Annotated in this window: 12 protein-coding genes; 4 read left to right on the forward strand and 8 right to left on the reverse strand. The window is 46.8% G+C overall.

Annotated elements, in window-relative coordinates:
- On the reverse strand, window positions 1–571 hold a 571-nt coding region (locus tag K8S15_08700), incomplete at its 3' end, for an IS1380 family transposase (GenBank protein ID MCD4776109.1).
- Between the two features lie 550 nt (window positions 572–1,121).
- On the opposite strand from K8S15_08700, the gene K8S15_08705 reads away from it, so the two are divergent.
- On the forward strand, window positions 1,122–5,105 hold the full coding sequence (locus K8S15_08705) for a tetratricopeptide repeat protein (protein MCD4776110.1): 3,984 nt from the start codon (window positions 1,122–1,124) through the stop codon (window positions 5,103–5,105).
- A 43-nt stretch (window positions 5,106–5,148) separates the two neighbouring features.
- Here K8S15_08705 and K8S15_08710 read toward each other — a convergent pair whose 3' ends face one another.
- Window positions 5,149–6,861 carry a T9SS type A sorting domain-containing protein gene (locus K8S15_08710; GenBank protein ID MCD4776111.1) on the reverse strand — a complete coding sequence of 571 codons (1,713 nt, stop codon included), beginning with the start codon at window positions 6,859–6,861 and terminating at the stop codon, window positions 5,149–5,151.
- A gap of 313 nt (window positions 6,862–7,174) precedes the next feature.
- Between K8S15_08710 and K8S15_08715 the strand changes: the two genes are divergently transcribed.
- Window positions 7,175–8,836, forward strand: coding sequence for a YncE family protein (locus K8S15_08715; GenBank protein MCD4776112.1), 1,662 nt, complete (start codon window positions 7,175–7,177; stop codon window positions 8,834–8,836).
- A gap of 55 nt (window positions 8,837–8,891) precedes the next feature.
- On the opposite strand, the gene K8S15_08720 is transcribed toward K8S15_08715, so the two are convergent.
- From K8S15_08720 to K8S15_08740, 5 genes are all read right to left on the reverse strand, one after another.
- Window positions 8,892–11,252 carry a T9SS type A sorting domain-containing protein gene (locus K8S15_08720; protein ID MCD4776113.1) on the reverse strand — a complete coding sequence of 787 codons (2,361 nt, stop codon included), beginning with the start codon at window positions 11,250–11,252 and terminating at the stop codon, window positions 8,892–8,894.
- Between the two features lie 308 nt (window positions 11,253–11,560).
- Window positions 11,561–13,387 (reverse strand): T9SS type A sorting domain-containing protein, encoded by a 1,827-nt coding sequence (locus K8S15_08725; GenBank protein MCD4776114.1) that lies wholly within the window; start codon window positions 13,385–13,387, stop codon window positions 11,561–11,563.
- Window positions 13,388–13,488: 101 nt separating this feature from the next.
- The gene (locus K8S15_08730; protein ID MCD4776115.1) at window positions 13,489–13,740 is read right to left on the reverse strand and encodes a hypothetical protein; all 252 of its coding nucleotides are present in this window, start codon (window positions 13,738–13,740) and stop codon (window positions 13,489–13,491) included.
- A 33-nt stretch (window positions 13,741–13,773) separates the two neighbouring features.
- Window positions 13,774–14,022, reverse strand: a complete 249-nt coding sequence (locus K8S15_08735; GenBank protein ID MCD4776116.1) for a hypothetical protein — start codon at window positions 14,020–14,022, stop codon at window positions 13,774–13,776.
- 25 nt (window positions 14,023–14,047) lie between these two features.
- The gene (locus K8S15_08740) at window positions 14,048–14,869 is read right to left on the reverse strand and encodes an EFR1 family ferrodoxin (GenBank protein ID MCD4776117.1); all 822 of its coding nucleotides are present in this window, start codon (window positions 14,867–14,869) and stop codon (window positions 14,048–14,050) included.
- Between the two features lie 441 nt (window positions 14,870–15,310).
- On the opposite strand from K8S15_08740, the gene K8S15_08745 reads away from it, so the two are divergent.
- Both K8S15_08745 and K8S15_08750 read left to right on the forward strand, forming a co-directional pair.
- Window positions 15,311–20,500 carry a fibronectin type III domain-containing protein gene (locus K8S15_08745; protein ID MCD4776118.1) on the forward strand — a complete coding sequence of 1,730 codons (5,190 nt, stop codon included), beginning with the start codon at window positions 15,311–15,313 and terminating at the stop codon, window positions 20,498–20,500.
- Between the two features lie 504 nt (window positions 20,501–21,004).
- Window positions 21,005–21,190: an aldehyde ferredoxin oxidoreductase C-terminal domain-containing protein gene (locus K8S15_08750; protein ID MCD4776119.1), complete on the forward strand. Its 186-nt coding sequence runs from the start codon at window positions 21,005–21,007 to the stop codon at window positions 21,188–21,190.
- Between the two features lie 189 nt (window positions 21,191–21,379).
- Here K8S15_08750 and K8S15_08755 read toward each other — a convergent pair whose 3' ends face one another.
- Window positions 21,380–23,062: a T9SS type A sorting domain-containing protein gene (locus K8S15_08755; GenBank protein MCD4776120.1), complete on the reverse strand. Its 1,683-nt coding sequence runs from the start codon at window positions 23,060–23,062 to the stop codon at window positions 21,380–21,382.
- Between the last annotated feature and the right edge of the window lie 125 nt (window positions 23,063–23,187).

The following is a 23,187-nucleotide window of genomic DNA, read 5'->3' on the forward strand; positions in this document are numbered from 1 at the left end:
CTGCGTCCACAAAGTAACCCAGCCAATTCAGCTGGAGGGGCTGGAACCCCTTCTTCTTTATGTAAGTCGGCTGTACTCCATGACGCAGAACAGCATCGTCATTATCCATTACCATGGTATCCACTCCAAGAATGATTACAGAAGGCTTTTCAAGATTGAGACGCCATATGAACAACTTCTGCAAAAGCCTTCTGAACATGAAGTAGTGAAGGGGTGAGAACTTCCTGAAGAATCTTTTTACCGAGTGCGAGGACAGCATTTCGGTTGCTGCAGCTTCAATCCCGCCAGCATAGCCCTCATCATTCTTCAAATTATCGAAGTACGAGATGTGGGAACTCGTTCCGTCAGCCAGAAAGCAGATAATCTGCTTGAAGATCGAGGATATCTTCTGACCCTTCCTGTTCTTTCTGATTGAACCGAAAAGTTTTTCTAAGGAGGGGAAAATATCTATGCTGTCCAGGTATCGTACGAATGGAGACAGGCCCGCTCTGCTTGTCAGTTTGTCATTTGTAACTTCGATTCTTTTAATCCTGAGACTTGCAGAACGCTGAGTTTTTGCGATATTAGACATGAAGTACCTTTCACTTTCTGGGTGACAGTTGTTTTGTTACTAGAATTTTTGCAAGCTCTAATATACTAACAACTTAAGCCCTGTGTCAAGTGCGGGGTACTTCTATAAATCGCTCAGATTAGGTCTCAGTATTTATCCAGCAGCCTGAGCCATGCTGTAAATTCTTCTTCCTGACGACTTAAGCTCAGAAACCCTGGCCATGATTTCCGCTATGGGAAAACCGGGAAATATCGATGAAGATCGCAAGATTCTGTGAGGCGCTGATATTCTTGATGTGTATCTTTCGCGGGGAACGCAGGAAACACAAGGATACGATCATGTTTTGATGCCGATAACACTGATTTGTCCTGGTATCTGCATACTTGTACAAAACAACGTATGGTGTCTTGTAACAGTATAAGGCAATTTCCAACGATGCTCGATAATATCCGTACTCCGGAGCAAACAGCTTACACCGGGGGAGATTACTTTCACTAAATAATCAGAAGATATTATATTTACGATTCTATATTGAATAATGCACTGCTGTCTTTGCTGATGGGAGAATTCCTTGCTCAATGTGATTCCTCGATTCATTCAATCGCAGGTTATAGACAGAATACGCCAGGGTGAAATTGCAGCAACAGCGATCTTCATTGATATTTCCGGTTTTACACCAATGGCTGAAAAGCTCTACAAACATGGCAAAGTCGGCTCAGAAGTCCTTTCTTCAGTGCTTAATGATACTTTTCAGCCTATAATTTCAAAAATCTATTCTTTCGGCGGGTTCATATCCAGTTTTCCCGGAGATGCCATAAGCGCGATATTTCCTTCAAAATCACCTGACGAAATAGAACCTCTTGTCCGCATAATTCAAAGTCAGTTCAGTGATGAATCCAGAAAGACTCAATTCGGAGATTTCTTCATCAGCGCGCGCTTGGGTGTTTCTCAGGGGTCAGTTCTGTGGGGAATCGTGGGAAAAGCCCGAAAGAAAACGTTCTTCTTCAGGGGCAAAGCCATAAGCAATTCCGCTGAAGCTACCGATTCATGCTCTCCCGGTGAGGCCGTATTCGTCGATAATCCCAACATTCCGTTAAAACCTGTATCCAGCGAGTATTTTCAGGACATCCCGGATAGTATTCCGAAATTCACCGATATCAGAACCAGGATAGCAAGCCGGTTTACTCACCAGAAAGTACTTGGAATCAATGAAATAACAGGTGAATTCCGCGAGATAGTACCGATCTTCATCTCTTTCCGTGAAATGAACATCTTCAGGGAACTGAATGAATTCGCAAGTATGGTATTGAATGCGGCAGCAGGATTTGGCGGGTATTTCAATGGATTATTCTTCGAGGACAAAGGTGCTTCAGCGCTTGTGCTTTTCGGAGCTCCGGTAACATACGAGAATAATGTTGAAAGGGCGCTGGAATTTATTCTGTCAATTCGCGAAGATACGCGCTGGGATATCAGAGCGGGGATGTCAAAGGGCATCGCGTATACGGGAGTTATAGGATCAAAACTCAGATGTACTTATACAGCAATCGGGGATGTCGCTAATACGGCGGCGAGAATTATGAGCAAAGCTCAGTGGAATCAGATCTTAGTGTCTGATGATGTTCTTCAGGATCTTGAAATCGAATATCAGACCATCTCGCTCCCCCCCCTTATTCTCAAAGGCAAGACGCAGGCAGTCAGCGTTCTCGAACTTGTCGGCGGAAGAAGAGGAATAAACAGAAACCCGTTCAGTGATAAATTCGTTGGAAGAAGCGGTGAACTGGAGAAGGCTCAGTTATTCTGCACATCACTCCTGGAAGAAAAACGATCGGGAGGAATTCTATACATATACGGTGATCCGGGAATGGGAAAATCAAGATTGCTTTTCGAACTGTCAAAAGAGTTATCAGATTCATGCAGAACGATAACAATTAAAACCGATGATGTTCTCAGGAAAAGCCTTAATCCCTTCATCGGCTTTCTGAAGAAGTATTTCAATCAGGAAGACTCTCAATCGCATATAGACAACAAAATTGATTTTGAGGAAGTCTGGGAAAACCTTATCGAGGATGTTCTTGAAATCGAGGATACGAAATCATCCGATAACGTCGTGGATGCTCTTGAAAATCTGCATTCAGTTATCGGAGCGATGCTAGGCTTCCACTGGGGAGGGTCTTTCTACGAAACACTTGACGCTATGGGACGTTTCGAGAATACGCTTTACGCTATAAATGAGCTGTTCATCGCATTTTCATTACTGCGCCCTACAATTATCCTTCTCGAAGACCTGCAGTGGCTTGATCGAGATTCCGGTAAAGCCTTTGAATTTCTTTCGAGGAATATGAAGAACTACCCTCTTATTATCATGGTGTCAAGCAGGTTAAACGATGACGGATCAAAACCCGCACTCAGCTTGGAGGATGCTATTCCAAAACACGAAATTGTACTTGATGTTCTTTCAGATGAATCATCGCTCGAACTTATTATCGATCTCCTCGAATACCCGCCGGAAAAGGAACTCAGTTCTTTCGTAATGTCCCGAACGGAAGGCAATCCGTTCTATATAGAGCAGTTCTGCCTTTATCTGATTGAGAATGGACATATTGGTTTTGAAAACGGTACGAGCAGCCTTGTACGGAAAGATCAAGAAATACCGTCTGGAATAAAAACAGTCCTTATCGCACGGCTTGACAGGCTCCCCGAAGAACTCAGAGAGCTGGTGCAATGCGCATCGATACTGGGTCAGGAATTCGATACTCTGATACTTTCAGAGATGCAGGATCGCAAAGATATATCAGGTTTATTAACCGCTGGGGAAAAGGAGATAATCTGGACTTCTTCTCCCGCGGGCAGCCTGTATACATTCAGACATCCTCTTCTCCGCGACGCTTCTTACGACATGCAGCTGAGAGGTCATCTGCGAAAGCTTCACAGTAAAGCTGCCAAAGCTGTACTTAAGCTCTACCCGGATGACAAAGACCAGTACATCAGCCTGGCACATCATTACGAAAACGCGAAGATGTTCAAAGAGGCGATTCTCTATCATGAGCTTGCGGCCAACTATGCAAGGGATAACTACAGGAATTATGACGCGATAGAAATGTACGACAAACTGAATACTTTCTATTCCTGGACCGAAGATGTCTTCATGACGGAAAGCTGCGTAATATTCAAATCTGTCGACGCTCCGGGTTTTGAAGACATTCCTGTTATCGAGTCTGTGCTGAAGTACATAAGCATACTTTCGAACCAGGCCGCTGTATTGCAGATTTCGGGCGAATGGGACAGAGCTGAAAATACTCGAAGAACTATTCTTGAACTCGCACTGAGAATTAATGACATGCCTGCAATTGCCGAAGCACAATATCAGCTTGGAAAGCAACTTTCCAGAAAGGGCACGAACGATGAGTCTCTTGATCTTTTAACATTATCGCTTTCTCTGTTTACGAATATTGGCGATCAGAATGGTATCACGAAGGTTCTCGGGAGTATAGGTGTTGTCCACTGGCATAAAGGAAATTCTGATGAGGCAATGAAATGCTATGAAGAGCAACTTGATATTTCACTCAGTGAATCGAACTTAAAGGAGACCTCACTCGCACACGCTAACATGGGTGTACTGGAATTCACCAGAAGAAATTCAGACAAGGCTATGGAGCATTTCAAGAAACATCTTGAACTGGCAATCGAATCCGGTGACAGAAGAGAAGAAGCAAAAGCTCTGGGGAACCTTGGAATAGCCTACAGCAGCGAGGAAAATTACTCAATGACAATGGAATGCCTTGAAAAAGAGCTGACCATTGAAAGGGAACTCGGTCATAAGGCTGGTATATGCCTGGTTTATGGGAACATGGGCATTGTATTCGTCCGAAAGGGCAACTACGAAAAAGCAATAGATTTCTACAGGAGATCCCTGAAACTGGCGGAGGAACTGGGTGACAAATCTACAATCGCGAAGACTCTCTGGAACATTGGACACCTCTATATCAACACCGGACAGCTTGAAGTAGCTGAAGAGATTTTTACAAGAAGCATTTCAATAGACGAAATACTTGGCAATAATTCCATTCTAACAACTCATATCACAAAACTGGGTAATCTCTACAAGCTGCTTAACAGATATGAGAAGGCCGAAGAATGCTACGATAAATCTATCAGCTTAATTGATGAAACAGAACAGAAAAAAGAATATTTCGATAGCGTTTTTGAAAAGGCTGATCTCTATTACCGGCAGAAAAGGTACGAAGATGCCGGCAAATTAAATATGAAAGCTCATCAACTCGCTGAAGAAACCGGTGATAATGAACTGTTATTCAGTAGCAGTTTTCTTAGAAATCTGATCATTTCAGAGAAGGATTCGGATGAAGCGGTCAGGAACCTGGAAAATATGCTTGCATCATTCAGTACAGATGAGCAAAAAGCGGAACTGCACTTCGAGCTTCACAGAATACTGCATGATGACGATAACAGGAAAAGAGCACTTGAAAAATACTGGTTGCTTTACGAAAGTGATCCAAAGTACTCATACCTTGAAAGAATCAATTTACTGAAGGACTGAAGGAGAGCTGATTGAAAAATCAGCCCTCCATTAATTTGTAAGCTCAGCGAAGCAGAATCATGGGACTTGAGACCGTTCTGTTTTCGGAACGCAATACGCACAGGTACACACCGGACGGAAGCAAGTCGCCTGACTGATTCCTTCCGCTGAACTCAACACTGTGGCTGCCCGACTCTCTTTCTCCGGAGAATACTCTATTGACTATCCTCCCTGAAATATCAAGCACCGTTATTTCGATATCCGAAGAAACCTGTAAGGTATAGCTTATCTCAGTTAACGACCTGAAAGGATTCGGAGACAGTATGATGTCCATATCATCGCAGCGCTCAGGAGGATTATCCTCAATACCGGTTGTTGAATTGTACAGCATGATTACGCCGTTGGTTCCTGTAGAAACGGCATTATCACGATTTGTGCCGTTTACACCGAGAAGGGTTTCCAAAGTTCTGCTTCCCGGCTGCAGTAACCACTCCTCTCCCCCTCTTTCGGAGTAGAGAATCGTTCCAAGCGTTCCTACCGCCCATCCTGTGTAAACATTTACGAAATTAACAGATAGAAGATCGGAAAGCGTGCCGCTGACCTGTGGTGCCCATGCCTGTCCCGAATTACTCGAGTTGATTATCGTGCCGTTATTCCCGACCGCATGACAGATATTCGGAGTTGACATGAAGACATCGTTCAAATTCTGTGTTACACCGCTTGTCTGGGGATTCCAGTTGCCGCCGGCATCGAAAGTTCCCAGAATCAGTCCCCCATCGCCTACCGCAGTAACAGTCATATAATCATCAGCGCAGTGAACTCCATTCAGATCAGTTGAGCCGCTGTGCTGCTGTGTCCATGGTGAAAAACCGCCATCGGTAGTGGCAAGAATCAGCTCTCCCGCTCCAACAGCCCAGCCGTAGTTCAAATCAACAAAAGAAATACCATTCAATTCTGTTGTTACGCCGCTTGTCTGCAAATTCCAGACATCTCCCCCGTTTTCCGTGTATAGAATCGTTCCGCCTGCTCCCGCTACCCATCCGTGCAATTGATCTACAAAGGAAACACTGTTCAAATTCTCTATTGTATTGCTTATCTGAGAATCCCAGCTTACACCGCCATTATAGGTTACAAGAATAAGACCGTTGTTTCCTACTGCCCATCCGTGAAGGGAATCAACGAAACACACATCGTTCAGAAATTCAGTTGTTCCGCTTGTTCCCGGCACCCAGAAACCACCGGAATCAACTTCAGATGTTATTATGACATAGAATAACTCAGGAGTAATCGATGTGTTACTTGTTGCCAGAGTAGCTTCGTACTGGAAGTACGCAAATTCCTCATCCAGGATATCATCAAGGTTCCTGCCCCATTCCGTTATCGGATTTGACCAGGATCCCATGTTGCCAGGGTCATCGGACCCCCTTACTCTGAACGTTACTTCAGTGCCTGAAGGCAGACCCGCGTCCCAGAAGATATTCCCCCAGAATGAATCATCACGCGAATCTGTTGACATCTCAAGGATACTGGAAATAAGAGTTCCTATACTCTCGTATCCCTTCGGAGAATATTCTGAATATTCTAGTGGAGTCTGCTGAAGAAGCAGTTCACCGGCGTTTGAATAGTCGATATGGATAGATGTGTCGAAGCGATCCTCCCATGAAGTTACCGGACCCGGAACTCCCGGACCACTGAACCAGTCAGTCTGTTCTATGGAATTCGCGCCAAAAGCGTATGTGAAAAGAACTGTCGCTACTATTAGATATTTGAAATGCATTCCGCACTTCCTCTCATTTTGCTAAGGATGCAAATAACCCCATACGTATTCAATCATCTATATAAGAGTAAATAATTAAGTTCCTTTGTTTACACTCAAATAAAATTTCAAATAATCACACATCATTAATGAATATATTCAATTCTCCATTTTCTCCAAAAGAATCGGTCTGATTGAATGCATTTAAAATATTGAAGGCATTATCATAGCTGTTGAAAGGCTGTATCATTAATTCGCAGCTTGACACACTTACGATTCACTGCAATTATTCTGTTGTTATCATAAAAATATTTCCCAAGATAGAAACACTACTATGAAAAATGTAATTACTATTGCCCTGAGCATCGGGATTGTTCTCCTCTCAACCTGCGGAGACAATACGGGTCCTTCCGGATCAGACATCTCTCCTTCCACTCTGTCAGTAAACTTTACGGGTCAGGCCTGTAAATCCGGCGCAGGTAATACACAGGAACATGCCGCAGCGCCAGTTCTTTCATTTACAGGGCAGAATTCAACGGGTCAGAAGAGCAACTGTTTAGTAACAGCTTTCTGGAGCGTCTGTTCCGATCATGCGTTCAGCAGCTATATCCTTTACAGGTCAGAATCTTCCGACATATCATCCGATCCTTCATCAGCAGACGTTGTATGTGAAATCACTTCACCCAACACAACATTGTATGTAGATTCGGACATTATCTGGGAAACACAGTACTTCTACGTTCTTAAAACCGCTGATTCAGACGGCAACGGCGTATGGAGCAACGAGGTGTCCATAACTACACCGGTAATTGATTCCCCGACACCCTCCGTTCTGTCGGTGGAAGATGTTACCTGGTATAATGTCGATCTATCCTGGACTACGTGCCCCAATCCGAACTTCGAGTCCTACAGGCTGTACAGATCGTTGACACCGAATATTGAAGATGATTCCACACTTGCAGATATTGTATGTGATCTTTCCTGGTCATTGGATACCGCTTATACGGATACCACAGTAACCTTCTCCACGCTTTATCACTATGCGATGCTTACAACAAATACTGAGGATCGCTCCAGCTGGAGCAATGAGATTTCTGTGAATACCACAATGGATATACCGGACGATGTCGTAGCGACAATAGATGTAGGTAATGACCCATGGGGCATTACTTCACTTCCTTCGGGTAACTACATCTATGTAACGAATCGAGGTGATGATAACGTATCTGTTATACGCACATCCGACAATTCAGTTACAGCGACAATAAATGTTGGAGAAAAACCCTATGGGATCTGCGCTCTTCCATCCGGTTCTTACGTATACGTTACAAACTGGGGCTCAGACAACGTTTCAGTCATCCGGACTTCGGACAACGCAATTGTAGCAACCATCGATGTTGGAACTCGACCTGTCGGAATATGCACACTTCCATCGGGTGAATACGTTTACGTTACAAATCGTGATGACAATAATGTTTCAGTAATTCGTACATCCGATAACTCGGTGATTGAAACTGTAGATGCGGGAACGAACCCTTATCGCATCTGTTCCCTTCCATCAGGGGAATACCTGTACGTTACGAATTGGAGTTCAAACAGCGTTTCAGTAATCCGTACTTCAGACAATTCAGTGGTGAAAACCATCAACATGTTTACAAATCCTATAGGTATATGCACACTCCCATCAGGAGAGTACGTGTACGTATCCAATTACGGCAACGATCTTGCCGCGATTATCCGTACCTCCGACAATTCAGTTATGGAAACCGTGGATGTTGGTAATGGACCATGGGGTATCCATTCACACCCCTCCGGTGAGTGTATTTACGTCGCAGACAGTACCGATGACACGATATCCCTGATTCGCGCCTCTGACAACCAAGTGGTAAGAGCCATAGATGTTGGCAGAAATCCTTCCAGTATATGTTCGCTTCCAACGGGAACCGCAGTATACATAGTCAATTACGCTGATGGGACTATCTCAGTGATGCAGTAGAGGAATTCTGTATATTCAGATATCCAACTCTTACTTTAAGAACAAACCGGTTTCTCTACCTGACAACCACCATGTTACTCGTACCCGTCCATTCCGGCGTTGAGATCCTTACACAGTAAACTCCCGCAGGAACGGGATTTCCATCGGTATCTGCAAGTTCCCATTGGACGCTGTGCTCACCCGCGGTCATTTCATCCGCCTCAATGGTTGCCGCAACTCTTCCGGATATATCGTATACATCTATTCTCGTCATGCCGTCAGTCGCAATACTGAAGGGTATGGTAACACTGTTTATCGCAGGGCTGGGATATACAGCGTTGATACCGTTGATGTATTCCTGAAGATCCCCACCCTCAAATCCCGTCCCCGTAACTGTGATTGTTCCCTGGTAGGAGACACAATCCCTCGCCCAGGCTACAACTGATATTGTGCCTGTAGAGGATGGATTGACATAGAAAGTACACTCTCCCGCAGAATTCGCGGTATCAACCTCGTAAATATCTCCAGTTTGCCAATCACCCTTCTGAAGACAGATTCTGGCTCCGCTGACAGGGCTTCCGCCCGAAGATACGGCAACAGTCAGGTTTGTTGCTCCGGAAATACTCGTAGTATGGACAGCTTCAAGGATGGATACATCGCGCGACCACATGGGAAGCTCCGGATCTCCAAAAAGGTTGTATCCCTTCACGCACCAGTCTTCGGCCTCACCATTGGGCCAGCACATAGCATCGTTACCCATTGCATGGGCTACGCCGAGTATGTACAGATCATCGTTCCACATTACATCGTAAAAATACCTGCTCAGCACTTCGCTTACGCCATATCCAGGGTTGCCGGGATTGCCCAAACCGTACCTTGCATTGAATGCACCGAATCCACCGCCTTCGGGTGAATTGTTCCATGCGTCACCCATGCATTCGTATAAATCCAGATGCCCGATAAGACATGATATGGAATTCCAGATCGCCGGAAGACCTCCGCTTGAGATATTGGTAAGATTCTTGAAATCGCTTACAGAATAAGACCCTCCGGGAAGCGAAAATCCCGTAGGTCCGCCATGGCTTGCATGGTATACATGATGAGGCCCGGCATTGAGCATACTGTCCGTTATCGCGAAGCTGTTGTTTGCGTTTGAATCGTAACACTTCTCCTCTTCCCATTCTGATGGGACATAGGGAGATATTAGCTCTGCACCGGCGGAACCGTAACAACCCGGCCACAGCATTTCAGTTGTGTATCCGATCCTCTCTTCAATTTCTGAACTTTCAAAATAATCGGTAGATGAGACACCTTCGTAAACGAAAACCTTTTCGTTGAATATCGTACACTCATCGGTCGAATTAACACTTGCCCTTCCCGTCCAGAGATCCGGATGATAGTCGACGTTATCATCCTCGAACTCACCCCAGATATGGTTATTATTGCTGTCCCACAGGTCAGCTCCGGGAATCATATCGTTGATATCGGACCAGTAGAGATCAACGGGCGGATACTCTTCAACAGTACCGAGGGTTATCAGAACATCCCTGCCAGTTACTACATTGTCATCACCATAGATGAGAACGTATTCAACTCCTTCATCGCGGCAGTCTGTAAGGAAAGCTCGGATTTCCTGCTGCAGATCATAGCAGCTGTAGTTATTATTAATCCAGGTTGTCGTATAAACATTGGCCGGTACGCCCTTTGAAGTTTTCCAGTCCGCCAGTTCCTGAGCGTAACTTTCGTAAGCATCGATTGTAATGATTACGTACTCACCGTATGTCAGATCCTTTGAATCAACGATTGCTGCACCCGAACAGGATACTCCCTCCGGGTTTGCCACCGTATTCCTGATTATCTCCTGTGAACGAAGTTCGCTCTGTATACTCCTCCTGGAAACAGTAGATGCCTCAGGACTGCTTTCGTAAGTAACTCTCAGTTTCAGATCGGTAAGAATGTCAACCGTCCTGCTTATGGGGTTCCATCTTGCGGGAAATACCTTCACATACGCAACAGGAATTCCAAGTATGACACTTGATCCTGCGAACTCAACGGAATTTGAGGGATAAAAAGAATTGGAATTGTAAATTGCCGGATCCGGCTGAACAGGAGCTACATCCCACTCAACTGAAAATGGAACCGGAGTCTGTTCCGGCATTACATTGTGCCGTCCCCTTACACAATTGAATTCATCATTGATAATTTCAATCTCAGTAGCCATGCAGCCTGTTGGCAGAGCTATCGTCTCTGTATAGGCGGGAAGACTTGGCTCACCAATATTATTTATGAGCCCCATTCCCGTGCCGGTTATTCTCGTGTAGATGCCGGCCTCAGAGATGTTTATTGCTGAAGCGTTAATCGGTATTGAAACGATTATTTCACCTGCGCCGGCAGCTAGAGCGATTACAAGAACAGTGCTTATGAGAAGAGTTTTCATAATTATCCTGTCGTTTATCGTTTTGTCAGTTGCGGAATTCCCGAAGAAGCGAACCTGTTGTAAGCGAAACAGCAGCAACAGAAAGTAATTTCCTGAGTATCCCGAATTTCTTTTAGTATGGTCTCACCAGGAGAAAACGATACTTCTTCATATTACCGATTGTCAAACCTTGATTAAGATCCATGTAATCCAATCCCGATAGCTGATAACTGATTTTTATCAATACCGTAAAGAACTCACGATACTAAAAAATCAAGATGTCAGCTGATGTCCCGGTTCCATACTGAATACTTCGCTAATTCTGATATCTACTCTATCACCACCAGACGCTGTGTCGCTGAAAAATCACCCGAGATCATCCTGCAGAAGTAAATGCCGGGAGTGAACTCACCAAGCTGAACCTGGTGTACTCCGGGGGAGTACTCTACTCGAGAGGGAGTAATTACAAGATGTCCTGTGAGATCGTAGATGGAGAGTTCTACCTGTGAATACTCGGGAACAGCAATGCCTACGCTAAGATATCCATGCGAAGGGTTCGGTTCAGCATTAAGAAGTGCGTATCCTGAAACATGTAAACCACCCTCTATTCCAAGAGGATCCCATGAAAGCGTAACATCATGAAGAGAAGGGGTAGAGGTTTCCGGATGTTCTGTCTCAATAAGTACCTTGTACTGAAAATAACTATCGTAATTATTCAGGATACCATCAAGACTGCAGGGAGCTGAAAGGGTATCAGACCAGTCCCCCATATTAGCGTAGTCGTCCGATGCTCTGACAAGAAATGATACGGAAGTTCCAGATGGAGTGTAAACGCTCCAATCTATGGCTCCCCAGTCCGGCTCATTACCCAGATTCAAAATGCTGGATACCAGTTCGCCGCCTGATGAATATTCAGCAAGATCCCACCAGGTAATTTCGTTGCCGTTAAAAGCAGCGCCAAGAACATCCATATCGCCGTCGCCGTCCATGTCCTCCGAGTATACACATTTGGTCCCGTTGAAGTTTACAGCGATGTTATGCTCAGCCCAGGACGTGCCTGACCCATTAGTATTCTCCCACCAGGTGATTTCGTCTAAGGATTGAGCAGCTCCGAGAACATCCATATCGCCGTCGCCGTCCATGTCCTCCGAGTATACGGATCTGGCCCCATCGTAATTTACAGCGATGTTATGCTCAGCCCAGGACGTGCCTGACCCGTTAGTATTCTCCCACCAGGTGATTTCGTTGCCGTTAAAAGCAGCGCCAAGAACATCCATATCTCCATCACCGTCTATGTCTTCCGAGTATACGGATATGGCACCATAGAAGTTCCCCTCTATGTTATTCTTAGCCCAAGATGTACCTGAACCGTTGGTATTCTCCCACCATGTGATGTCGCAGCCACCGTAGGCAGCTCCCAGGACATCCATGTCACCGTCACCGTCAATATCCTCCAGATATACTGAATAGACACCCCAGAAATCCTTATCAACTAAACGCTCAGCCCAGGATGTGCCCAGGCCGTCTTCATTCTCCCACCAAATTATGTCGTTGTCCGTTTTGGCAGCGCCGATGATATCCATATCACTGTCACCGTCTATATCACCGGAGCATACGGACCAGGCGCCATCGAATTCCCCGAATAGGGTGTACTCCGTCCAGGAGGTGCCCGAGCCATCGATATTCTCCCACCAGGTGATATCATCGGCAATAGAAGCAGCACCGATGATATCCATATCACCGTCACCATTAATGTCTGCCGAATAGACAGACCGTGCGCCGTCGAAGTTTCCGGCAACGGTATGACCGGTCCAGGATGTACCCGAGCCATCGATATTCTCCCACCAGACTATGTCATCTGAATTAGAAGCAGCACCGATGATATCCATATCACCGTCACCGTCTATGTCCTCTGAGAATACGGAATAGGCACCATCGAAATTTCCATCAACCGTATACTCAGCAGGTTTCTTAAGAGTAATCGATCCTGCACTGCTGCTCCATTCAATACAAGCGTCAAGATAAAACTGGTCGTTCCAATCGGTAACCGGTCCCAGGATTCCGGAGCCCCCGGACCAATCGGTCTGAACTGCGGAATCCGCATATGTAACAACAAAGGAACCGAAGATCAGTACAGCCAGAAATCTTATGTACATAGAATGCCTCCATCAATTAATAAGTATGTAAATTGTTAATTTTCTCAATAAGTGTCAATATGTTCTGACTGACTATTTACTGATATCCTTTGTGTGTTCTTTTAGAACTGCATTACACCATATGATTTCAATTTGTAAAGTGTATATGGTTGGATAACGATATCCGCTGAACTGCAGATTGAATCCACCGGTGAACCGGAATGTTCACTGTATTCGTTGAGTACAGGATCACGCCATTTCATCTCCATATATGCACTCATAAGCAGCATGGTCAGGGACAGATCAAAACGAAAATCCGAAACTGAGACCTTAGTCCAGTCAATGACGAAATTCTTACCGTCATCACGGATTATGACATTCCCTGGATGGAAATACCGTACCGAATACTATTCTTCGTCGGGAGTGTATCCGAAGAAATCCCCAAGCATATTCATTGCTGTTTCAAATTTGGATTCCTCAATGTAGAACATGTAATCACCATTCTCGGGCGTCATCCAGTCCTGCAATTCACTCTCCGGAAGGTCCGAAAGTAAGCGTACATCAACCCTGTACCCGTTCTCCTCAAGGTGTTCCCTGGCTGCCTCGATAACTCCCAAGTCATCCATCTGAAGAACCGGTATGAGTTTCTCTTCCATTTTACACTTCCATTCATTACCACATTTAAGTTACATTGCCATCCTGTCCACCGATCTCCTGCTCCTGTCGCAGCATCAGATCCTTAAGTGAGGTTCCCGGGTGGTGATACCTGACCATATCCACGGTCTTCCTGCCGGTCTGAACAGCCTTTTCTGGACACCAGTGGAAGCATGCGAAACATTGCTCACACCTATTACCCCAGGTGGGTTTCTCGCCCTCCGGAAGCTGTACGTTCTTCACCGGACAAACCTCAACACAGATACCACATGAGGAGCATTTCTCATCCGCGTAGAATTTGCTGCCTGACTGCCGCGACAGGGCTTTCCTGAACATCGGATAGACCATGCGACCAATCAAGGAAAAGAACAGGTTTTTCTTTCCAAAGTCGCCACATGCGCTTTCCCGTATCCATGCTACGATCTGAGCTATCACAGCCTCGGCGGCATCGTTAATCTTACCCTGTTTCTTCTCTTCAGGGGCTCCTCCCATGGGCGGGTAGTTCTCGACCATTTTCACCGAGAAGCCTGCATTCAGTACCAGCCCCCTTCGTTTAAGCATCTTACTGGTTATTGCCATTGTTGAACCTGGAGCGCCTCCGTATGTCGCAACCGCAAACATGTAATCCGGCGTGTCGAATTGAAGCTTTTCGATGAATCTTGCCACTATTGCAGGGGGTCCCCAGGCATATACAGGAAACACCAATCCAACTCGCTTTGATGATTCCAAATCACCATCGAGCGCTTGCGCTATAGGAATCAGTTTAACATCATCCAGACCTTCCTGGAGTGCTTTCGCCACATGGAGCGAGTTGCCTGTGCCTGAGAACCAGTAGATTACCGTCTTCATATCAATCCCTTCCTAGTATTTCAGTCGGATTATATTACAATTAACTGATTTCTTCAACTGCAGATACACTCTCTTTCCTTATTACTCTGAAAGCATGGTTCTATTAAATATTAGCAGCAATTCGCAACGTAGAATTTACGCATGTACTTACTAACAATATACTTATTATATGTATTACTATTCCTTAAGTATACTTATTCTTTTTGTTCACATTTGTATATTGACATAGTTTCTGATGTTAATTAGTTATATAATCTTATCCGAAATGATGGTATTACTTAACTATTTGGAGGTATCTATGTAAATTCATATCTTCATGATACGGTTGATTGGAGTTATCTGCTATATCATCTTTATTATCACTGATTCAGTGTTTTAGATTTAGTTTTGACTACTCCTGTTTAACTGCGCCAGTGTTCAAATCCAAAACGAAGGGATAATATGAAATCGGAAAACAGCAGAGCGCTCTGCATCATTTCTGTACTGCTCGTAATGTTCAGTACAGCAGCATATGCTGGAATCCAGATCGATCCAACCGCACAGGTCGAGGATCTGGCAATCACGGAAATCTTGCTGGAGGGAGTTGAATACGATCGTCTTGAACTATCATCCTGTGAGTACCGCCTTGAGTCCGAAGCTCCGGGATCTCCTTCCATGCCGTACCGGCAAATGTTCTTCATGCTTCCTCCAGGGCAAATGATAGATGAAATCAGAATCGTGAATCCCGTATGGGAAACACTTGATGGAAAATATCTGATCGAACCTGCTCAGGCGTATCTGAGTTCGGAGTATTTGTTCACTCCACCTGACGAAGCGATTTACAACAGCAGGAATGCATACCCGTCCAATCCGGTATTGGTGATAGATCAGGGAAGCTGCATGGGGTTCGGCGTGACTTCCGTCAGGGTATTCCCCGTCAGATTCTCACCTCTCAGCGGTGAAGTCCAGGTTCTCACAGGCGGAATATGCCAGGTCTCGTTCGAGGTTGCGGATTTCCACCTCACTTTTCCCCAGCGGATTACCAGGGATGGCCAGCTGTCCCGTAACCGGTTCGTAAAGAAGCTGGTCTGCAATAGCGAGGACATGGCAAGATACGGATACTCAATTCCGGAAGCCTCCTTCGACGACGGCGGACCCTTGAACATCACCATGAGGCCGGTCATGGGAAGCGATCCGGTCAAGATGGTGATCATCACTAACGAGGAATTGCTGAACTATTTCGAAAAGCTGGCAAAGATTCGCACAAAGCAGGGAATCGTCACTGTAGTTAGAACGGTCGAGTGGATAGAGAACGAAGGCGGGTATCCCGGGCGGGACACTCAGGAGAGAATCCGGAACTTCGTAAGGGACTGCTACAACTACTGGGATACCGAAGCAGTACTGCTCGGCGGCGACGACCACGTAGTTCCGGCGAGAAGGATTACGAAATATCCAGGCCATTACAGGAACATACCTGAAGACGAGTACTACGGTGACATGAGTGAATACGACTGGATAAACTCATCCACAGGAGAGTGGAAACCACCAACCTCCGATCTCTTCTTCGAAGTATGGGTCGGACGGTGGCCGGCGGATAACGCATCTGACGTTTCCGTGCTACTATCGAAACTTAACAGCTACGAATACAGTCCTCCGGCAGGATTCGGACGCAGGGCGCTCTTCGCCGCGTCTGACTCCGATAACGGGTTCTGCCCTGCTGACGACTTCTACGATATCTACACAGGCATCCTCGCTGCCGGTCACCTGAACGTAGGCGGGTCTCTGGATGAGATCTACCAGCTGTACAATCCTATACACAATCATATACCCGAGTGGCATGGCGACGATCTCATGAGCAAGGTCAACTACCTTGCCGAGCTCGACTCCGGTTACAACATACTGCTCCACGGTGACCACAGCGGTATTCACAATATGGGCGCAGGATGGCACGAGAAGCAGCTCTTCGAGAGCAACTTGCTTGCGCTTGCTAACTACGGTGCGGCATCGATAGTCTGGCATGTCGCGTGTCTTAGCGGGCATTTCGAGGATGCAGACTGTATCTCGGAAGTGGCTGTGCTTTCCGACAATAACGACAATGCCTTTGTCGCAATCGTTTCATCGCCGCGCATGCAGCCATACAACAGTGATGTCGAATACTTTATGGACGGACTCTACCCGTACATGACCGGGTCCAGTATCGAAATGAAGTATCTTGGCGAAGCCTTCACATATGCGGAGAATTGCGATTATAACACCTATGTAGCCAATCTGTTCGGAGATCCCTTTATGTTCGTCTGGAGGGATGATCCGGATCAGCTCTCCGTCTCCACACCCCTGATCAATCAGAACGCGGGAACCTTTAATCTCTCCGCGACGGTGTCCTGCTCGGGCACTCCCGTTCGAAACGCACTTGTGTGTGTCTATAAGGAGGGTGAGATATACACCGAAGCGACAACGGACCTGATGGGCTGCGTGACATTCACGGACCTCACCGCACTGGCACCCGGTAACCTCTATGTCACTGCCGTGAAGAGAGACGGATCGGGCAACGAGGTCGTAAACTACATCCCTGACGAAGCTATTGTATCCATCGTCCAGAGTACCGGCGTAATGCTCGATCTTAACGATCTTGCTGTCGATGACGGTGACGAAGGAGAGCTGAATCCGGGCGAGACGGTATACCTTGATCTGACCACTCTGAACACGGGTCTCACCGGTGCAACAAACGTGGACGCAACCCTGTCCTGCAGCGACAGCAGGATAGCGATACTCGACGGAAACTGTTCCGTGGGTTCCGTACCAGCGGGATTCTCAGTTCTCTCTGACAACGCTTTCCAGATCGAGCTGGAGGACAATCCCGCCAATCTTGATCCTGTTCTTCTCTCGGTACAGCACAGCTGCGGCTGGGATGACTGGACATCCGAATGGGTGCTGGACGTCTACAGCGGTGAAGTTGTTATGCCGGTGTACGAACTGGAAGCCGTTCACGAAGCCGGCAATACCCAGTTATCGATACACGTCGACCGAATCGTGATGGCGAACACCGGACGGGGCAACATATCGAACCTTACGCTCACAGCGGAGAATTTCTATCCTGTTCCAGGATTCATTGTCACAGGCGACCTGTCTGAGAGCATCACCGGAATTCAGGGTGGATCGGGCATCGAGCTGACCGATCCGTTGCTCGTAAGAATGGTTGATATTCCTGTGAGTAATCCCTGGGCAGATCCGCATCTGACCGGATGCACCTTCGATCTGACCCTGACAGATGCCTGGGGTAATATGTACCAGTCTGTCACAGTCGATCTTGAGGGAATACTGTCCAGCAGCACCCCTGCAGCTCCCACCGATCTGGCCCTTCACGCTGCTACTGACAGCACTCTGGTCATGGAGTGGAACGCCTCCTCGGCAACCAATGAGTTCTTTGTCCGTTACAGGTATACCGGTTCCATCGGCAGTTGGAACATGCTCCAGTGGAGCCCTGTTCCCACGGAGAACGCGATCATCGACCAACTGGACCCCGCCAAGGAATACGTCATCCGCGTAACAGGAATAGACGAGCTGGGCAGAGAGAGTGACTACGTTGAGACCAGCGAAGTGACATGCCTTGAAATACTCGCATCGACGCAGATGAACGGCACCTGTGCAGGACCTGTCGTATTCGATGACTGCATGTATGCAGTCACTTCAAACGGTTATTTTTACAGATGGGACTTGAGCAGCAACGGTCTTCCAACATCAACCTTTTATGCCGAATACTCCTTCACAGGCTGTGCGGCTGGAGACGTGGACAATGATGGTGACACGGACCTGGTCGCCGGCGCCATCAGTGAATCCGTTCCAGGCAAAGTCTACGTGATCATCTTCGAGAACGACGGTCATGGATCGATGAGCCTCGCCTACGAGATCGAGACCTCCGATCCGGGACAGACCCTGCGTGAATGCATAGGTATTCCGGTACTCGTCCAGGCAGACAATGGTTATCTTGAGATTGCGCTGGTAACATCAACGGTCTTCTACTCTTCTCCCGGCACAACCTGGTTCCACGTATGGAGGTACGAGTCCGATAGTGACAGCTGGGGAGAGCTCTTCACCGGCGGCCCGCAGGTCTTCGCCTACGGGAACAACCATCTCTCCTACACACCACCGGTCTCCATCGGGGATTTCGACTCTGACGGCAACCAGGAGATGGCTGTAGCCACTAACAACTCTTCCGCAAAGCCAACTCTCTACATCTACGATTTGGTTCCATCAGCCACATGCACCTCGGTTCAGCTCACACGCGATGAGAACTACAACGTTAGGACAACGCTTGCATCAGCTAAACACGGTGGAAAGACCTACGTGGCTGGAGTTCTGGCCTGGCACCAGAGCGGATCGGACTTGGAGAAGAGACGTCTGTTCCTTGTCGATCTCAGTATGCATCCATTCCAGGTGAGTTTAACGCCTGAGGAAAGCCTGAGTAGATTCAACTACAGTGATCAGTTCGGCGGAGGACCAGCATTCGCCAGGATCAACGGAGATCTGATTCCTGATCTGGTCTGCTGCCTCTCGGACAGGGTGAAGGTCTGGAGACTGAATCTCACGGAAATCAGCAGCTCGCCGGAGATGGAACTGGACCCGATCTTCATGAACTTCGACCAGAACATCACACCGACAGTGGTTAATGGAAGACTAAATAGCGATATATGCATAGGCATCGGCTACTCGACTCGAAACTACGGTTTCACTGCGTCTCCATCCTTCCATCTGATCCCGGGTCTGCCCATGTACAGCATGGACCAGGTCTTCGCTGCTCCCTTAATCGGTGACTACAAGGGAAATTCGAACCTGGAAATGATGATTATGGACAACTCCGGCCAGTTGAGAATACTCGATCTCGACGCATCTCCAGGCAGTGCCGAGTGGCCTGTCCTCCAGCATGACAACCAGCGTACCGGATTCTTTAACTTCACCGTGTTGGATTCAGGACCTGACCTCAGCATTTATTCGATCGAGCAGTGCGAGAACGCTTCCATCGACATTGACAACTCCGTTAGCTTCACTGTGACAGTGGAAGTCACAGGTACAGACGATAATTGTCAGGAAGCGGTATTGGCCGAATCCGCTATGGAATGCTGCATGATTTGCGAAACCGCGGAAGCATCAACAGTCCAGCGTGAACGGGCTTTCGATACGGCTGTGAGTACTTTCCTGGTAAAAGCCTACGTGAACAATTGCGAGGTCGCCAGCGAGCAGATGATTCTGGTCGATGGATACCAGGATGTCATCTTCAGTCTACCTGCGCATTCGGCCGAGGGTGTGGTCTTCGTCGTCGATCCGGACAACAGAGTCGCAGAGTGTGACGAAAGCAACAACAGTACCGAAACACGTACCACAACCGGTACCGGAGTTCTTTCTGTTTCATTCGAGAATCCGGTCAACGGTAGGATCACCGCAAGCATCACCAACACAACACCGAACCTTCATGTGCTTACAGGAGCATTGTATTCACTTGACGGAAGGCTTGTGGCAAAGGAAACAATCGAGTTGCAGCCCAACGCAGTGAGAATGGTGGAACTCTTCGACAAAGATCTGCCGTCTGGCTTCTATGCAATCAGATTGGAATACGCCGGAATTCAGGAAACGATAAGACTGATTCTGCTCGACTGATCTTCGGTTCGGTTTACGGAAAGCGGCACTGCTTCGGCAGTGCCGTTTCTTCCTATCAAGGTAACGGTTAATTGACATTTAGAACCTGTTTACGGGACTGGCTCACACAAGGTTCGTTGAGCTGCTGAAAACCCTTACAGCGTGATATTAGCACCTAAACGCGTCAGATTCACAAAAGCGCTATAGCACTAGGCGCAAACCTGCGGATGGTTCACATGCCGTACAAAGGTTTGAATTGGAAAGACGCCCTTGTTATTTCTGAACCTGCGGCCAAGAAGCTATCTGCTGTGCGGTTTGACAGTATAGCACACGATGTCCATAAGCATGACATAATGTCCCTGAAGAAGTTTCAACATTTTTTGTAACCGTAGCGATAGTATCCGCGAGCACATCATGGCATTCTGACATGGCGATAGCGTTATCTGTCACAATCGAGGAATACGAATCACGTCATGAAAGGTATGACACTCAACTTTGAGAAAACGTGAACATTGATCTCTCCGGATGTCCTCCGAAGAAAAGATTGCCCTTACGCGTAACCATCGAGAAGCACAGTACGAACATCTGCTGGATGCGGTATACAAGCGCAGAGGGTGGACAAATGATGTTGTTCCGACTGTCGTCAAGCTCATGGAACTCGGTGTGGATTTCACCGATATAATCGAGCTTGTCAAGAAACACGGAGGATAATCGAATAACGGGCGGGAACGGATTACGTTCCCGCCTGTTCAACAGTCATGATAACTGTCAATGGAATTACACTGGACTGGTACGAATGTAAAACTGTCTACTATGTCAGGCGGATAAATACCAGATGGCTTCCATGCAGCAATTCCTGGGGGATACATACTTCAGTGTAAATGAAGCTCAACGTATCCTTCATTCGAGAACAATCATCTTTCTTACGCAATTTTCTCCCTGTGCTGAGAAACTGTAGAAGTAGACGCCGGCCGGCAGCGATGATGCGTCTATCGAAACCGAATGAATACCTTCATGCATCTCGCCGTCCACCGGAGTCGCGACGCAGCGGCCATTTATGTCGTAGATTTCGAGGGTTACGTTCTCAGTGTGCGTTAGGGCGAAGTCGATGTTGGCGTAACCCGAGGTCGGGTTAGGGTGTACTGGGGAAAGTGTGAATAAAGCGGGCTCGTTCGATATGAAGAGATCCCCCATTTCAGTATTAACGTATTTTACGATTAATCGATCCTGCCCGTTCGAATACTGTGTAGTAGTACCGCCTGTTGCATAGATTTCACCGGCGTCATCTACACCGACATTCCCGAAAGCATCCCACAAATTATTATTATCGAAAATCGCCGATGCCAAAATGCCGCCGGTATAACTGTCCATTCTTATTAAAACAGCATCGTCCTCGTCGAACGGTAGTTCTTCCGCTGAATTCGCTCTTCCTCCTATGTAAACGTTCCCCTCGTTATCTGCGTGAATAGCGTGGGGACGATCGGATCGGTTTTCCGGACCGTTGTACAATGTCGCCCAATCTTCGCTCCCATCGTCTGTATCCAGTTTTGTAACTTTGATATCGGTATAAGCGAAGGCAGCACGTTTAAAATAGCCAGCGATGAATAATCCGTTATCGGACAGGGATATCGTTTCTCCCTGCTCGTATTCGCCCGAGGCCAAATTGTCGAAACCGTTCCAAATCCAGATAGGAGCCCCACCGGTAGGACAGTACTTCAAGACAGTAGGGCTATAATTCCCAACGTCACTTAGGTTCAGTAATATATAGGTATTACCAATATCATCTATAGTAGCGTCCAAATAATTTTGCCACATATCCAACTCAGGGTCGTATTCCTCCAACCATAACTCTGTCCCAGCCGGGTCAAACTTCCTGACCAGCAGGGCAAAGTTGGTACCGGACAAGCTTGTTAAAGCTACTACGTAAACATTACACGACGTATCACAAAGCACGAAATACCCACTATTAACCGATGTTATGGTTGTACCGGAGTAGATATCCTCCCATAACACCGTGCCGTTATTGTCATATTTTATTGTTAGGACATTGGATAGCCCCGTACCCCTATTGCATACGCCCGTTACGAGGACGTTTCCTTCCGAATCTACCGCTATGTCACGGCCCATATCAAAAACGTCAAGAGAACCGTTATATACCTCGCGCCATTCGATTCTACCCGCCGCGTCGTACTTAATCGTGAATAAATCGGTATCATCATCATGACCCACTGGGTTAGGGGTATCCGAATGAATGCCCGTAACGAAAACGTTGCTTTCATTGTCGATAGCTATCGCTAGGCCGATGTCTAAGTCGTCATAATCCATATGATACAAGTTTTCCCATAGTTTGACGCCTTCGTTATCGTACTTAGCCGTAGATAGCGTAGCTGGACCCCCTGTTACGCCATCAACAGACCCCGTTACGTACGTATTACCGTAACTATCGGTAATCGAATCTTGAATCACGTCTTTTAGATGTTCTTGGCCGTCTTCTACTACTGCCCACTCTTCCCTTAATATATCGGCCCCGGTCAACGACGACGAAACGGCGATGATAGCTATGACAGTTACTATACGTAACATCTTTCCTCCTTTGTTAGGGTGATTTAAGAATATCGGAAATCTAAGCTAATTAAAAAACAGTATAATACTTTATTCTATTAAATGCAAGGAAAAATATAGCGCCTGTTTCCCGGCGTTTATATCCT

Source organism: Candidatus Aegiribacteria sp., assembly GCA_021108005.1.
GTDB lineage: Bacteria > Fermentibacterota > Fermentibacteria > Fermentibacterales > JCC-6 > Aegiribacteria.